This window comes from Oceanobacillus sojae, assembly GCF_900162665.1.
GTDB lineage: Bacteria > Bacillota > Bacilli > Bacillales > Amphibacillaceae > Oceanobacillus > Oceanobacillus sojae_A.
Genome location: NZ_LT727812.1, coordinates 576865 through 590329, shown reverse-complemented (window position 1 = coordinate 590329; position 13465 = coordinate 576865). Strand labels below are relative to the sequence as shown.

12 protein-coding genes are annotated in these 13465 nt (G+C 40.9%); 5 read left to right on the top strand and 7 right to left on the bottom strand.

Annotation, left to right across the window (positions count from 1 at the left end):
• Positions 1–16: 16 nt before the first annotated feature.
• Both pdxK and BN1068_RS13665 read right to left on the bottom strand, forming a co-directional pair.
• Positions 17–847 (bottom strand): pyridoxine/pyridoxal/pyridoxamine kinase, encoded by an 831-nt coding sequence (gene pdxK, locus BN1068_RS13670; RefSeq protein WP_077603404.1) that lies wholly within the window; start codon positions 845–847, stop codon positions 17–19.
• Positions 848–990: 143 nt separating this feature from the next.
• Positions 991–2028 (bottom strand): C45 family autoproteolytic acyltransferase/hydrolase, encoded by a 1038-nt coding sequence (locus BN1068_RS13665; protein WP_077603403.1) that lies wholly within the window; start codon positions 2026–2028, stop codon positions 991–993.
• A 112-nt stretch (positions 2029–2140) separates the two neighbouring features.
• On the opposite strand from BN1068_RS13665, the gene BN1068_RS13660 reads away from it, so the two are divergent.
• Entirely contained in the window at positions 2141–2800 is a 660-nt protein-coding gene (locus BN1068_RS13660; protein WP_077603402.1) for an endonuclease III domain-containing protein, read from the top strand.
• 52 nt (positions 2801–2852) lie between these two features.
• Here BN1068_RS13660 and BN1068_RS13655 read toward each other — a convergent pair whose 3' ends face one another.
• Complete coding sequence (locus BN1068_RS13655; RefSeq protein ID WP_077603401.1) at positions 2853–3122, bottom strand: hypothetical protein; 270 nt, start codon at positions 3120–3122, stop codon at positions 2853–2855.
• 227 nt (positions 3123–3349) lie between these two features.
• On the opposite strand from BN1068_RS13655, the gene cydD reads away from it, so the two are divergent.
• Together cydD and cydC are read left to right on the top strand one after the other, a co-directional pair.
• The gene (gene cydD, locus BN1068_RS13650; protein WP_077603400.1) at positions 3350–5074 is read left to right on the top strand and encodes a thiol reductant ABC exporter subunit CydD; all 1725 of its coding nucleotides are present in this window, start codon (positions 3350–3352) and stop codon (positions 5072–5074) included.
• Entirely contained in the window at positions 5071–6789 is a 1719-nt protein-coding gene (gene cydC / locus BN1068_RS13645; RefSeq protein ID WP_077603399.1) for a thiol reductant ABC exporter subunit CydC, read from the top strand. Before cydD ends, cydC begins: the two co-directional genes overlap by 4 nt.
• A gap of 45 nt (positions 6790–6834) precedes the next feature.
• Here the strand turns inward: cydC and cydS are convergent, their stop codons facing one another.
• The 4 genes from cydS to BN1068_RS13630 all read right to left on the bottom strand — a co-directional run bounded on the left by cydS (position 6835) and on the right by BN1068_RS13630 (position 10114).
• The gene (cydS, locus tag BN1068_RS24425) at positions 6835–6927 is read right to left on the bottom strand and encodes a cytochrome bd oxidase small subunit CydS family protein (RefSeq protein WP_371863279.1); all 93 of its coding nucleotides are present in this window, start codon (positions 6925–6927) and stop codon (positions 6835–6837) included.
• 4 nt (positions 6928–6931) lie between these two features.
• Positions 6932–7945: a cytochrome d ubiquinol oxidase subunit II gene (locus BN1068_RS13640; RefSeq protein ID WP_077603398.1), complete on the bottom strand. Its 1014-nt coding sequence runs from the start codon at positions 7943–7945 to the stop codon at positions 6932–6934.
• Positions 7942–9285, bottom strand: coding sequence for a cytochrome ubiquinol oxidase subunit I (locus BN1068_RS13635; protein WP_077603397.1), 1344 nt, complete (start codon positions 9283–9285; stop codon positions 7942–7944). Before BN1068_RS13635 ends, BN1068_RS13640 begins: the two co-directional genes overlap by 4 nt.
• A gap of 64 nt (positions 9286–9349) precedes the next feature.
• Positions 9350–10114 carry an NRDE family protein gene (locus BN1068_RS13630; RefSeq protein WP_077603396.1) on the bottom strand — a complete coding sequence of 255 codons (765 nt, stop codon included), beginning with the start codon at positions 10112–10114 and terminating at the stop codon, positions 9350–9352.
• Positions 10115–10584: 470 nt separating this feature from the next.
• Here BN1068_RS13630 and proB point away from each other — a divergent pair, with 470 nt between their 5' ends.
• Together proB and BN1068_RS13620 are read left to right on the top strand one after the other, a co-directional pair.
• Complete coding sequence (gene proB, locus BN1068_RS13625; RefSeq protein WP_077603395.1) at positions 10585–11703, top strand: glutamate 5-kinase; 1119 nt, start codon at positions 10585–10587, stop codon at positions 11701–11703.
• Positions 11700–12947 (top strand): glutamate-5-semialdehyde dehydrogenase, encoded by a 1248-nt coding sequence (locus BN1068_RS13620; RefSeq protein ID WP_077603394.1) that lies wholly within the window; start codon positions 11700–11702, stop codon positions 12945–12947. The genes proB and BN1068_RS13620 overlap by 4 nt, the downstream gene beginning before the upstream one ends.
• Positions 12948–13465: the final 518 nt, after the last annotated feature.

Genomic DNA, 13465 nt, shown 5'->3' with positions numbered 1-13465 from the left:
GTTCTAAGGTTTTTTTCTATACGCTGAATACTTCTACTTTCTTGCTGTCTGTTTTGTTGTAAGCTCCGTGCATAACAGGCCCAACGTACTCATTTAATTTCCAGCCGTTTGCAATCGCTGCGGCAACAAAGGTTTTCGCTGCTTTTACTGCATCATGCACATTTTCACCATGAGCTAAATTTGCTGTAATTGCTGCAGCAAATGTACATCCTGCTCCGTGGTTATAGGTTGTTTCTATTTTTTCACTTTCCAGTAAGTCAAAGTCGGTTCCGTCAAAGAATAAGTCAACAGCTTTATCATGCTCCAGCTGTTTTCCGCCTTTAACGACAACATTTTTTGCACCTAGCGCATGAATTATTTTAGCCGCTTCCTTCATTTGCTCAATGGTTTTAATTGGAGCCATCTGTGCTAATTGTGCTGCTTCAAACAGGTTAGGAGTAACCACTAAAGAGCGGGGGAGTAATTCCTCACGCATAGCATCCGTATTCTCCGGCTGAAGTACCTCGTCTTCACCTTTACATACCATAACCGGATCTAGAACATATTTCTCAATGTTATATTCATCAATTTTACGGGCTCCTAAATTAATAATATCTACAGAACCGAGCATACCGGATTTCATTGCATCTACACCGACAGAAAGAATGGTATTAAGCTGTTTTTCTACGACATCTACATCGATTGGCGTAACATGGTGACTCCAGCCTTGTGGATCCATTGTTACAATGGAAGTTAAAGCTGTCATACCATACACATTATGCTCCTGAAAGGTTTTTAAATCAGCTGCAATTCCTGCTCCGCCGCTGGAATCGGAACCGGCAAGGGTTAATGTTTTTTTCATTGTCATCTGTGTGTCCTCCTCATAGACAGCCAGCTAGTGGCAAAAACCATAGTGTACTGACTGCTTGTATTAACTTTTCCTTTGTAGTTAGAATAATCCTTTCTAACCTAATTGTAAAGCCATTGAAATGATGGCGGCGCGTGGACATCTTACGTGTTAATAAATGTATCTGTTGCGTTGATCAGCCCTTTTATCTTTGTTGCATGTAATTTATTGCCCTGCAGCCATTTTCTAAAGGAGAAAATAAATGGCTGGCGATTGCCGCCCAATGCCATCCATGCAGAGAGTTCTTTCGGTAAATAAAGAGCTGTATGCAATGTTCCTGCCCATGCTCCGTATTTTTCAGAAAAGATTCCTTGTTCGATATCATTTAACATGCGAAATGCTTCATAAGGTGTATGAGCATCCTTCTGCTTTGTTATTATTCTTTCCAGTCTTTCCATCGATTCATCTGAGCGATACCGGTTTTCTTCTGTTAACGCATGGAAATGGTTGGTACAGCTATTGTCTTCCCGGACAAAGAATGAGCGGGGAGATACTTCGACGACAAGCGATTTTCCAGATGTATCTAATAACACATAGTTGAAGGTATTCCGATGGGGCACGTCACGTAATAATTGAACAGCTTCTTCCACTGTAGCACAGTTTTCTAAAATCAGTCTGCCGATCATATTACAGACAAAGCCGTCTCCTGATTTTTTACGGTTGACAAAATTATAGCCCATAGTCAGCCCTTTTTCATTTATCCCGTCAGTACGTCCCGTTATCTGCATGGAAGGACCGGCACTGGCATATCCAGTATCAGATGGTGCGTATAACACATAACGCCCTTCATAGGAATCAGGGGCATTATCATAATTCCGTACCAGATAATCCTGTTTGGTATTGATAGAACAGCCGCTGCGGCCATATTCATAATAGTAGCCGCCAAATTCCCGAATAGCCTCATTCCAGGGAATATCCAGTCCGTCACTTAAGCCTTGCAGCTCTTCCCAAATAGCCGGAGAAAATGTTTTGAATACAGCTTCCACTTCCTCTTCATCGACAAGAAAATTTCTCCATCGTTTACTTAGCAGTATTTTCCTGGACTTAAGTACAGGGGAATTTTTTAGTTTTTCCGCTTGAAAAAGTCCGAATTGATAATGGCTTCCCCGAAATTGTATAATATCAGTGTGAACAGATTTCATTGTTGTTCTCCATTTCTTTCGTAAATGTATTGTAATTGTATCCCGCTCAGGCAGATTAGAAAAGAAATCAGCTTTATCAATCTTTCAATTTATAGATATAGAGGAGATTTAGATGACTGAAAAAATAAGCTATACGGAATTATATCGAAAATTATTTCATTATTATGGTCCCCAAGGGTGGTGGCCGGCTGCTTCTGATTTTCAAATGCTGATTAGTGCAATTTTAGTTCAACGGACCAATTGGAAAAATGTCGAGTTAGCTTTAGGAAATCTTGGGGAAGACATAACTGCAGGTAAAATAATGCAGATGGAGGAGGCAGAGCTTGCCGAAAAAATACGTCCAAGCGGCTTCTATCGAATGAAGGCAAAGAAAATAAAGGCTTGGCTGCAATGGTTTCAGAATTATGATTTTCAAATAGAAGAGGTTCAAAAGGTTAATCAGGCTGTTCTCCGTAAAGAATTGTTAGCTGTTCATGGTATCGGGGAGGAAACAGCAGATGCGATGATGCTCTATGCTTTTGATAAGCCAAGGTTTATTGCGGATAACTACGCCGTCAGATTATTTCAGCGAATCGGCTATCATCTTCCCAAAACATATCATGCTTTTAAAATAGAAGTAGAAAAATTATTTCCTCAGGACTTGGAAATGCATCAGGAATTTCACGCATTAATTGTGGAGCATGGAAAACAATATTGTAAGAAGACGCCGTTATGTGAAAAATGTCTGCTGCTTTCGTATTGCAGGACGGGAAGAGAAAAAAAGATGGATTAAAAAAATAAACAAAACTATTTTAACATGCGGATCAAGGACAGAATTTGGCGATTCACTGCCCTTGATTCTCCAGCCGATCTATTTTTTGCTGCAGCAGAGCAAGCTGTTGTTGCATTTCAACAAGCTGCCGGTTCGTAACAGGGGCATTTTCTTCGAATGTAGTTTCTTCTTCTATATCTTCGTTATATAAAATGGTTGAGCCGACAAGGGACATAATACTTCCCAATGTAGTAACTACTCCGCCATAATAAAGCAATTTATCTCCAAGGCCTTTTTCGTTCGTATTGAAATTTGCGGGTGAGTTAAGGAAGAAATTAGACATGGTATGACACTCCTGTAAATCATTTTTCTTGTCTCATAAACATGGGACAGTTGTATATAGGTTAATATATGTGTTTTATAAAAAAACTCTACAATTATGATGTTCAAAGAATGTTCATTTCCTTTGGAACAGCCGGCTGTGTGATGAGCTATAGAAAGCCAGCTGCTGTATAATGGGACATATGATGTACTAGCATTTAAGATGTCAGCTTTGAAGGTGGTGTTCAGTTGTTAAAGGAATTTATGAAGCAGTTTCGAACCAGAACGATTTGGATGGCGGCCGCTTCTGTTTGTATGGCTGCTGCTGTTACAGGGCAGAGCTATCTGGTTGTTACGATTATTCAGCAGCTGTTTTTGGAGAATGCGGTTTTTTCATCTATTCTTCCGTCAGTTTTTATATTGATTAGTATGCTTCTATTACGGACTATTTTTCAATATGTGATAAAAGGTTCCGGGATTAAAATGGCCCAGACCGCGAAGATTTCTATACGGAAAAAGCTGCTCCGTCATTTTACCGGTCAGCAGATGACGGATGCAGATAAAGGTCAATCGGGACAGAAGGCAAGCCTGTTTATGGATACAGTAGATGAAATAGATGGCTACTTCAGTCAATACCTTCCGCAGGCTATTCAATCTACCGGCGTTGTTCTGATTGTCTGGATTGTTATTTTTATCCAAAATTGGACCAGCGGATTAATTATTCTTATTTCAGCTCCGTTTATTCCAATATTTATGATGATTATTGGTGTGAAAACAAAAGATAAATCAAAGGAACAGCTGTCGCAATTAGCAGCCTTTTCTGCAACCTTTCTTGATACACTGCAGGGGCTTCCAACGGTTAAATTATTTGGCAGGTCAGCTGAACAGAGAAATAAAATTGATCAGGACAGTACAAGCTTTCGCGACGCAACAATGGGTGTTTTAAGAGTTGCATTTACAAATTCCTTAGCTTTGGAATTTATTGCTATGCTGAGCATTGGCTTGATTGCTCTGGAAATTGCCATTCGAATGATTATATTTCAAAATCTCAGCTTTTTTACCGGCTTTTTTGTTTTGCTTCTTGCACCAGAGCTGTTCAGTCAATTAAAGCAGCTGGGCTCTGCCTTTCATTCCGGGCGTGCGAGCATGGGAGCCGCATCACGAGTCGAGGATGCACTCGAAGAAGAGGCGATGCCCGTTGCTTGGGGCGATGTACCATTAAAAACGGATAAAGCCCCAGAAATAAGGCTTGAACAAGCTTCTTTTCATTATGAACAGGGGAAATTTCAGTTAGAACCAGCTTCTATGACGATTTCGTCTTATGAGCAGGTAGCCATTATCGGTAAAACAGGCGCCGGAAAGTCTACGTTACTCCATTTACTTGCCGGTTTCCTGCCTGCTGAAGAAGGAAAAATCCTGATTGACGGTATTCCGCAAGAAGAGGTACAAAAAGCAGCCTGGTTTCAAAGAATCAGCTACCTCACACAACAGCCATATGTGTTTTCTGGAACTGTACGGGAAAATATATTACTTGGTTCTCTGGAAAAGCAAAGTGATCAGACAATTCAGGAGGTCGCAGCACATGCAGGAATCTGGGAGTGGATCTCTGCATTGCCGGACGGGCTGGATACAATTATAGGAGAAGGAGGCAGGGGCTTATCAGGAGGAGAGAAGCAGCGGATTGCGATTGCGAGAACACTTCTGAAAAAGCCGCAGATTCTTTTCTTTGATGAACCGACAACCGGCTTAGATATTCAGACGGAGCATATTTTACAAAATTCGTTAAATGCCTTAAAAAAACAAGCCACAATGATTACAGTTGCTCACCGTCTTCATACTGTCCGGGATGCTGATAAGATTTTCCTGCTGGATCAGGGGAAAATAGTCGGGGAAGGAACGCATGATGAGCTTTATCAACATAATAAAATGTATCAGCAAATGATAAACACACAGCAAGGAGGAAGGGAAGCATGAAGGATATTAATCTTGTGTTGAAAATGATGCTGAAAGAAAAAAAGGATATCCTTTTCTCTATCTTCTTTGGATTTTTAGCGGGTATTACTGCTGTTTCCCTGTTTGCAGCAAGCGGGTATCTAATCTCACAGGCCGCTTTTGCCCCGCCAATCTATACATTGATGATTCTTGTAGCAAGTGTGAAGCTTTTGGGAATTACTTCAGCTGTAAGCCGATATGGAGAACGTTACTTTTCCCATCGCGGGACATTTACCATTTTAAAAAATATCCGCTTGAAGGTTTATGACCAAATAGAGCCATTGGCAAACAGGCTTTTACAAAAATACCGGAGTGGAGACATATTAGCCAGGATTGTAGGGGATGTCGAGTCCCTCCAGCATTTCTTTTTGCGTGTATTCTATCCGCCTATTGTGTTAGCTGCTGTTTTTATTGCTACTATTTTCTTTACGGTGTATATATCGGTTGGTGCGGCACTTACAATGACAGCCGGTATGATTGTAGTGCTGATTGTTTTTCCTGCAATATTTTATTTGTTTCGGAAAAAGGAAGCAGTGTCTATGCGGGAAAAAAGAGGTGTATTGTCTTCGGAATTTACAGATTATCTATATGGTTTCCGGGAATTAACAATTTTTCAACAGGCGGAAAGAAAAGAACAGCAGTTATTTAATGAGATGAATCAATATGAAGAAATGAAGGCAAGTGAGAATCGTCAGCTTGCTATTCGGGAAGCAATTGTTATTTTCTTTTCTTTTTTCATTGCGATACTTATTCTGATACAGGCCGGATTTTATGTAGCTGAAGGAAATCTTGCCGGAACACTTCTTGCCATGCTGTTTATGATTGCTGTTACTGTATTTGAAGATACACCATCCATGGCTGTGCTTCCAGCCCATTTAGAGGAAAGTAAATCTTCCTCCAAACGGCTTACGGATGTTTGGGAAAATGAGGCACCTCCAGAAGCAGCTGTGCATGAATTGGAACCGGATCTCCCGCTTCATTTTGATTTTAAGGATGTTTCTATACAATACCCGAATGAAAAGAAACCGGCAGTACAACATGCTTCCTTGCAAATAGAACCAGGGAAGAATATTGCTATTGTCGGACCAAGCGGTTCAGGAAAATCGACATTGATGCAGGCACTGCTTACCTTTGCACCAGTAAAATCCGGACATATTTTAGTGAATGGGAAAGATATAAGCACTATTGCCCCGGACAGCTTATGGAGGCAGATGAATGTATCATTGCAGCATAATCATTTTTTCTATGGAAGTATTTATGAAAATTTACAATTTGCTAATAAAAATGCAAACGAGGAATTATGTCGGGAAGCTTTAGAAAAGGTTCAGTTGAGTCATTTTTCTTTAGAAGATCAGGTGTTGGAAAAGGGAACAAACCTGTCAGGCGGAGAAAAACAGCGTCTGGCTCTTGCCCGTCTGTTTTTACGGGAAGCTTCTATTTGGCTGCTGGACGAGCCGACGTCATCTCTTGATTCGATTACGGAACAGCAAATCATGGATGAAATCGGCAAGGTAACCAAATATCAGACGGTTGTGACAGTCAGACATCGTTTAACGGGCTTGGAAAACATGGACCGGATTATTGTCATGAATCAGGGGGAAATTGTTGAACAAGGTACGTATACGGAGCTGATGAGAAAAGAGAAGGGTTATTTTAAAACGATGAAGGAGCTGGAAAGTCAGCAATTGGCGTTTTAAACAGAAACTCCCCAGTCTATTTAAAATCAGACTGGGGAGTTTTCTTTACCTATCCTTAGCCGCAGCGACAAATGCAAAAGCAATTGCTGCAATCAGGACGATAAAAGGGGCGATGAAGATCAGAAATTGATTTAACATTTGATCACTTCTTTCCTTTTATATAGTTTTTATCAAACAGGAACAGCTTTAACAATAGATAAAGTGATGGAATCAGGAGTGCCATACCTAAGATAAAGACGACGATAAGCGAAATTGCCATTGCCGGATTTGTAAACCCTTCATGAATGCTGATGTGAGGGTACAAAAGATATGGATAATGGGCAATTCCATAGCCAAAGAATGCAAAAGCGAATTGTCCGGTAAGAAGCCAGAAAGCAGTTCCGTAGTTTCGACGCTTCCAAATCAGAACAACGGTTAATATCCACAGAACAAAGGAAATAGCAAACATCCACCAGAGACTCAAGAGATTTTCAAAATGCGTTTCGTTATGAAAATAGAGTTCCACAATAATCCCTGATGCGGCAATAATCAAAGGAACCGACCAGCTTAATGCATACTTTCTCATTAAATTCGTTGCATCCTTATCTCCAGTTTCATTTGCGTACCAGGTTAAAAAGACTGCAGATATATAAAGAACAGCTGCGATGCTCAAAACAACAATTGACCACGTTAATGGGCTATAAAATAAAGCACTGTAATCTAAGACAGGATTTCCATCTTCCAAAAAGACAAAGCCGCCCTCAGAAATGGTCAGAACAATTGACAGAGAAGCAGGGATGAGTAAACCGGACAGCCCGTACATAATGGCATAGCCCTTATGCCCCTGCTTTCCATAGGACTCAAATGCATAATAAGAGCCGCGGATGGCTAATAAAACCAATGCTAAGCTTCCCGGAATCAGCAGAATGGTTCCGAAGTAGTAAGCAGACTGCGGGAAGAAGCCGACAATTCCTACAAAGAAGAAGACAAAGAATACATTGGTTACCTCCCATACCGGCGACAGATAGCGCTGAATGATTTTTGAGAGAATATGCTGCCTTCCTGTAACGATACTATAGGCGTTAAAAAAGCCTGCTCCATAATCGATTGATCCGACAATGATATAACCAAATAAGAATAACCAGAGGACAGAAATACCGACGATTTCTAATATCATGACGACTCACCACCTTGCATGCGCTCCAAATCCTTTTCTACAGGATTTTTTCGGAACATGTAACTTAATACAACAACTGTGCCGACTCCGAGAATAAAGTAAAGGACTGCAAATAACACAAACATCCAGCCAACGTAGTCACTGGTTGTAGCAGCCTCCTCAATTGTCATCAGGCCTCTCAGGATCCAGGGCTGACGGCCGACTTCAGCCATCCACCAGCCTGCTTCAATGGCTAAGAAGGAAAGAGGACCGCCTGCAACAATCAGCCAGCGATACCATGTTTTTTCAACGAAAGCCCATTTTCTTCGCATTCCAAACCAGTAAAGCAGGGATAGGATAATCATAAACATTCCGATGGTTACCATCGTATCAAAGAAATAATGGATAACGAGCGGAGGCTGTTCATCAGCCGGAAACTCCTCCAGTCCAATTACTTCTGAATTCGGCAGCCCGTGAGCAAGAATACTTAATGCATAAGGAACATGCAGAGCGTATTTCGCTTCATTATCTTCTCCCAGCACTCCCCACATGACCAGCGGTGCTTCTGTCGTTGTTTCAAAATGCCATTCTGCAGCAGCCAGCTTCTCGGGCTGATAAGCTGCTAAGTATTTACCGGATAAATCTCCAATTAAAGCTGTTGCAACTGCAAAGATTAAACCGATCTTCATAGCCATATGCAATGATTTTTTGTGATATTCCTGGTTTTTCTTCTGAAGCAGCCGGAATGCCGCAATCGCAGCGAACATAAAGGCAATGGTCATATAGGCTGTAGACAGTACATGTGCAACCTTTGTCGGCATGGATACAGTGAACATAGCGAGCAGCGGATTTGCGTTAACCAGATCTCCGCCAATAATATCAAATCCCGCCGGACTGTTCATAAATGAGTTCACCACGGTAATAAAGTAAGCTGACATCCCGCCGCCGACAGCTACTGGAATTAATAAGAGCAAGTGTTTTTTCGGGTTATCAAACCGATCCCATGTATATAAATAGATTCCTAAGAAAATGGCTTCAAAGAAAAAGGCGAATACTTCCATAAATAAAGGCATGGCGATAATGTTTCCTGCTAATTCCATAAAGCTTGGCCAAAGCAGAGACAGTTGAAGCCCGATGATGGTTCCTGTCACTACCCCGACTGCAACGGTAACAACAAAGCCTTTCGCCCAACGTCTTGCCATCAACAGATAATGATTATCGTTGTTTTTGATCCCAATCCATTGTGCAATCATAATCATCAAAGGAACACCAACACCGATGGTGGCATAAATAATATGAAATGATAATGTCAACAGCGTCAGCATCCTGCTGGCATATGCCGGATCTTCAAATAAGGTCATAGGTTAACCTCCCTTATGTATTTTGTTTAGTCTATATTTTTTAACATTCCCTGTGTACGAAGATTTAATCAGGTTGAATCAAAAATTCATACTGCTGAAATATATCCTCCTTATCATACGTTTTTTCAATAAAAGTTACATGGTTGCGGTGATCAATCAGTAAAATAGTAGATGCTCTGGTGCCATAATCAGGTGTTTCGATAAAGATAGAGGATAATGCTTTTTCTAAATCCGTGCGAATCCCTGTCCTGGGAAGAAATTTATCATCGGCCTGTGCCCTGTTTTGCAGACTGTCCAATAAATCTTCTGTGTGTACCACTGTGTGTGATTGTATATAATTTGCCAGATCCCATTTTGAACGTTCGACTTTCGGCCAGGGTGTATTGAGTGTATCGTTACTTAACCCATAAACACCTGCTTTTATTTCAGAGCTCTGATTATACACATTATTATAGTGATACAGCGTGTCCTTGTCACCGAAAAGAATGTTATATCCAGAGTAGTTATGACGATTTTTCGAAAGCTGGTCTAAAAACGTTTTGCCGTCAATATTCTGTAACAAAAAATCCACCGGAAGTTCACCACGGGAAAATGTTTTCACTTCTGGAAGAGCAGGATCCCGATAGTTTGTGACCGCTGCGAATTTTCCCTGCTTGGAAACCGCCAGCCAGGTCCCAAGCTGCAGCAAATCTCTCCCGCCAAGAATGTCCGGTTTGTCCTTCCAAAATCCAGCCGGAAGTGTTGGTCTATTATAAAATTCATCCCGGTTACTGAGCAAAATTAATTTGTATTTTGGATGGGCGTGATAAGCAAAGGTAATTAAACACATGACGTACAAACTCCTCCCACTATATAGGTTCAAATGATATTGTTGTATTAAGTATACTTTTCTGATATTTTAGAATCAATGTTATCGCATTTAAAGATGGAAGATGTATTTTCCTATTGACAAGAAGCGAAATTCTGCTAATAATTAATATCAATACATTGAACGTTATGGAAGGACCAGTAAGTAAGCCGTCACAATGTCAGAGATGGAATCGGAGGATAAGTTACTTGCTTTTATCCGATGCTGTGAGATTCCTCATTGTTGATTTACCGAACCTGCCTTCATCAGTCCTATGCAAACATAGGCGTTTCCCAAACGTTATCATGGGATAAGTGAAATACAATTATTGTATTTAAGTTGTGGTGGTACCGCGGAAGTTAACTCTTTCGTCCCTTCGTTTTTTATTGGGGATGGAAGAGTTTTTTTCATTTCCTGTGGAATGTTTTTAGATAGTGAAAGGTGGAATAACAATGGCAGCAAAACGTATTGTCGTTAAAATAGGCAGCAGTTCATTAACTAATACACATGGGGAAATTGATATGCAGCAGCTGGAGGATCATGTCCATGCGCTGGCACTGCTTCATAAGATTAATATGGAAGTGATATTAGTATCCTCTGGAGCAATAGCTGCCGGTTTTAAACAATTAGGCTATTCTTCAAGGCCGGTTACACAAAAAGGGAAACAGGCAGCAGCGGCGGTTGGTCAAGGGCTGCTTATTCAAACATACATGGAGAAATTAAAGGAATATGGTATTACCGCTGCTCAAATACTCCTGACAAGAAGTGACTTTTCAGATCAGGGGAGATACAGGAATGCTTATGCCACGATGGAAGAATTGCTGGAACGGCGGGTTATCCCGATTATTAATGAAAATGACACGATAGCCATTGATGAACTGACATTTGGAGATAATGATATGCTTTCTGCTTTAGTGAGCGGCTTAATTCATGCAGATCATTTAATTATTTTAACGGATATCAATGGAATATATGATAAAAATCCAAATAGACATCCGGATGCAATGCGATATGACCATTTAATGAAGCTTAGTACCGAACTAATTGAACAGACGGATGCAACAGGATCCAAAGTTGGCACAGGCGGTATGAAGTCGAAGCTGATGGCGGCTAAAATGGCATCTTCCGTAGGGATTCCAGTATTTATTGGACGCGGGTACGGGAAGAAGAAGCTGGCAGAGATTTTAAAAGGTGAGGGGGACGGCACCTATATTGATAGTGAAAGAAAAGCACATTTACCGGCAAACAAACAATGGATTTCCCTGCATTCGCACCTTGATGGCAGGTTAGTAGTAGATGAAGGAGCAGAAAAAGCCTTAATGCATCATGGCAGCAGCCTGCTTTCTCCAGGAATTACAGCAGTAGAAGGTTATTTTGCAAAAGGGGATGTTGTCGAGGTTTATGGGAAGTCTGCTTTATTAGGTAGAGGGCAGGTGAAATGCTCCTCAGAAGAATTAGAAGCAGTAATGAAATTGCGTGAATCAACCTATATTCACACGGTACCGACCATTGAAGTGATCCACCGTGACAAATGGGTATCGTTTGAGACAACGAAAGGAGAATTAACATGAGTGAAGTCATTGAAAAAGGAAAGCTTGCAAAAAAGGCCAGTTATCAAATTGGAATATGTACAACAAAGGAAAAGAATGATGCATTATTAAAAATTGCCGATGGATTAAGAGCGAATGAAAAAGCGATTCTTGCTGCCAATCATCTGGATATTCAAGCTGGAAGAGAGGAAGGATTATCCGAGTCACTGCTTGACCGTGTGGAGTTAAGTAAGCAGCGAATTAATGACATTGCAGATGCTATTCTGCAAATTATTGATTTGACTGATCCTATTGGTGAAGTGCTTGAAACAATTGAAAAGGATAACGGCTTAAGGATAGTCAATACACGAGTTCCAATTGGTGTTGTGGGTATGATATATGAAGCGAGACCGAATGTTACTGTGGATGCAGCAACGCTTGCGATAAAGACAGGAAATGCCATCATTTTACGGGGCAGTTCCTCGGCGATTCATTCCAATTTAGCAATTGTGAAAGTGATTCACGAGGCGCTGGCAGACAGTGCTGTTATTCCTGATGCTGTCCAATTAATAGAAGATACAAGCAGAGAAACAGCGAGTGAGCTTTTCCGTTTGAATGATTACCTTGATGTGCTTATCCCGCGCGGAGGAAAAAATCTAATTGACACAGTCGTCAGAGAATCCCGTGTGCCTGTTATTGAAACTGGAGCCGGGAATTGCCATATCTATATTGATGATACCGCAAACCCAGAGATGGCAAAAGAAATCACGTTAAACGCCAAGCTGCAGCGTCCATCTGTATGTAATGCTATTGAGTCACTGCTGATTCAGGCTGATTGGTTTGATAAGTATGGAAGTGACCTGATTTCTTCCCTGATTGAGAAAGGCATCACTATACATGGAGATGAACGGGTGGTAGAAAAAATTCCTTTTGTACAGCCGGCAACAGAAGCAGATTGGGGCACAGAATATCTTGATCTGGAAATTAGCGTAAAAACGGTGAAGGATGTTTATGAAGCGATTGACCATATTAATATCTATGGTACAAAGCATTCTGAAGCTATTATTACAGAAACCGCAAATCATGCGGAAGCCTTTAAACAAAAAGTAGACGCGACAACGGTATATCATAATGCTTCGACCCGTTTTACAGACGGTTTTGAATTTGGCTTTGGTGCAGAGATCGGAATCAGTACGCAAAAACTGCATGCCAGAGGACCAATGGGGTTAAAAGCATTAACATCTAATAAATTTATTGTTTCCGGTGACGGACAAGTTCGTGAATAAAAAATGTTTATTATTTTAGGCTGTTGAGATATCTCAACAGCCTATTTTAAAAGGAGAAATTTTCGTATGCTGATGAAAATTATTGTAGTTGTAGAATGGTCTGCTTTAATATAATAATTCAACTTTTGCACTTTAAAAAGTAACTTCCTATCCATAGGAACAGGGGGTGATCATTTCTTCCATATATCTGTTGACAAAGATAGAAGGTAAAGTGTAAAGCGACCGCTACGGCGGACCGTTTTGCTTTCCTAGGGGCACGCTCTTCAGCTAACTTTTGCCAAGAAGATCACTTGGCAAAAGTGGATCTTCAGATGGTGCTAATCCCTGTCCAGCTACAAGCGTCAAAAACTAGACAACTTCCCGAAAGCGCCCTACGATAAGTCATCATCCGTTCGTAAACTCACGGTGATTCCTTTATCTCAGTTGCTTCGGTCCAGTTGTTACGTTTTTAAACGACGCTTTCCGCTTTCCTCACAGGAGTCAAAACGGTCCGCCTCCGCTAGCAGGATGTTCTATAC

Coding starts and splice junctions, on each gene's coding strand:
- pdxK (WP_077603404.1), bottom strand. CDS start 847: ATGACAATGAAAAAAACATTAACCCTTGCCGGTTCCGATTCCAGCGGC.
- BN1068_RS13665 (WP_077603403.1), bottom strand. CDS start 2,028: ATGAAATCTGTTCACACTGATATTATACAATTTCGGGGAAGCCATTAT.
- BN1068_RS13660 (WP_077603402.1), top strand. CDS start 2,141: ATGACTGAAAAAATAAGCTATACGGAATTATATCGAAAATTATTTCAT.
- BN1068_RS13655 (WP_077603401.1), bottom strand. CDS start 3,122: ATGTCTAATTTCTTCCTTAACTCACCCGCAAATTTCAATACGAACGAA.
- cydC (WP_077603399.1), top strand. CDS start 5,071: ATGAAGGATATTAATCTTGTGTTGAAAATGATGCTGAAAGAAAAAAAG.
- cydS (WP_371863279.1), bottom strand. CDS start 6,927: ATGTTAAATCAATTTCTGATCTTCATCGCCCCTTTTATCGTCCTGATT.
- BN1068_RS13640 (WP_077603398.1), bottom strand. CDS start 7,945: ATGATATTAGAAATCGTCGGTATTTCTGTCCTCTGGTTATTCTTATTT.
- BN1068_RS13635 (WP_077603397.1), bottom strand. CDS start 9,285: ATGACCTTATTTGAAGATCCGGCATATGCCAGCAGGATGCTGACGCTG.
- BN1068_RS13630 (WP_077603396.1), bottom strand. CDS start 10,114: ATGTGTTTAATTACCTTTGCTTATCACGCCCATCCAAAATACAAATTA.
- proB (WP_077603395.1), top strand. CDS start 10,585: ATGGCAGCAAAACGTATTGTCGTTAAAATAGGCAGCAGTTCATTAACT.
- BN1068_RS13620 (WP_077603394.1), top strand. CDS start 11,700: ATGAGTGAAGTCATTGAAAAAGGAAAGCTTGCAAAAAAGGCCAGTTAT.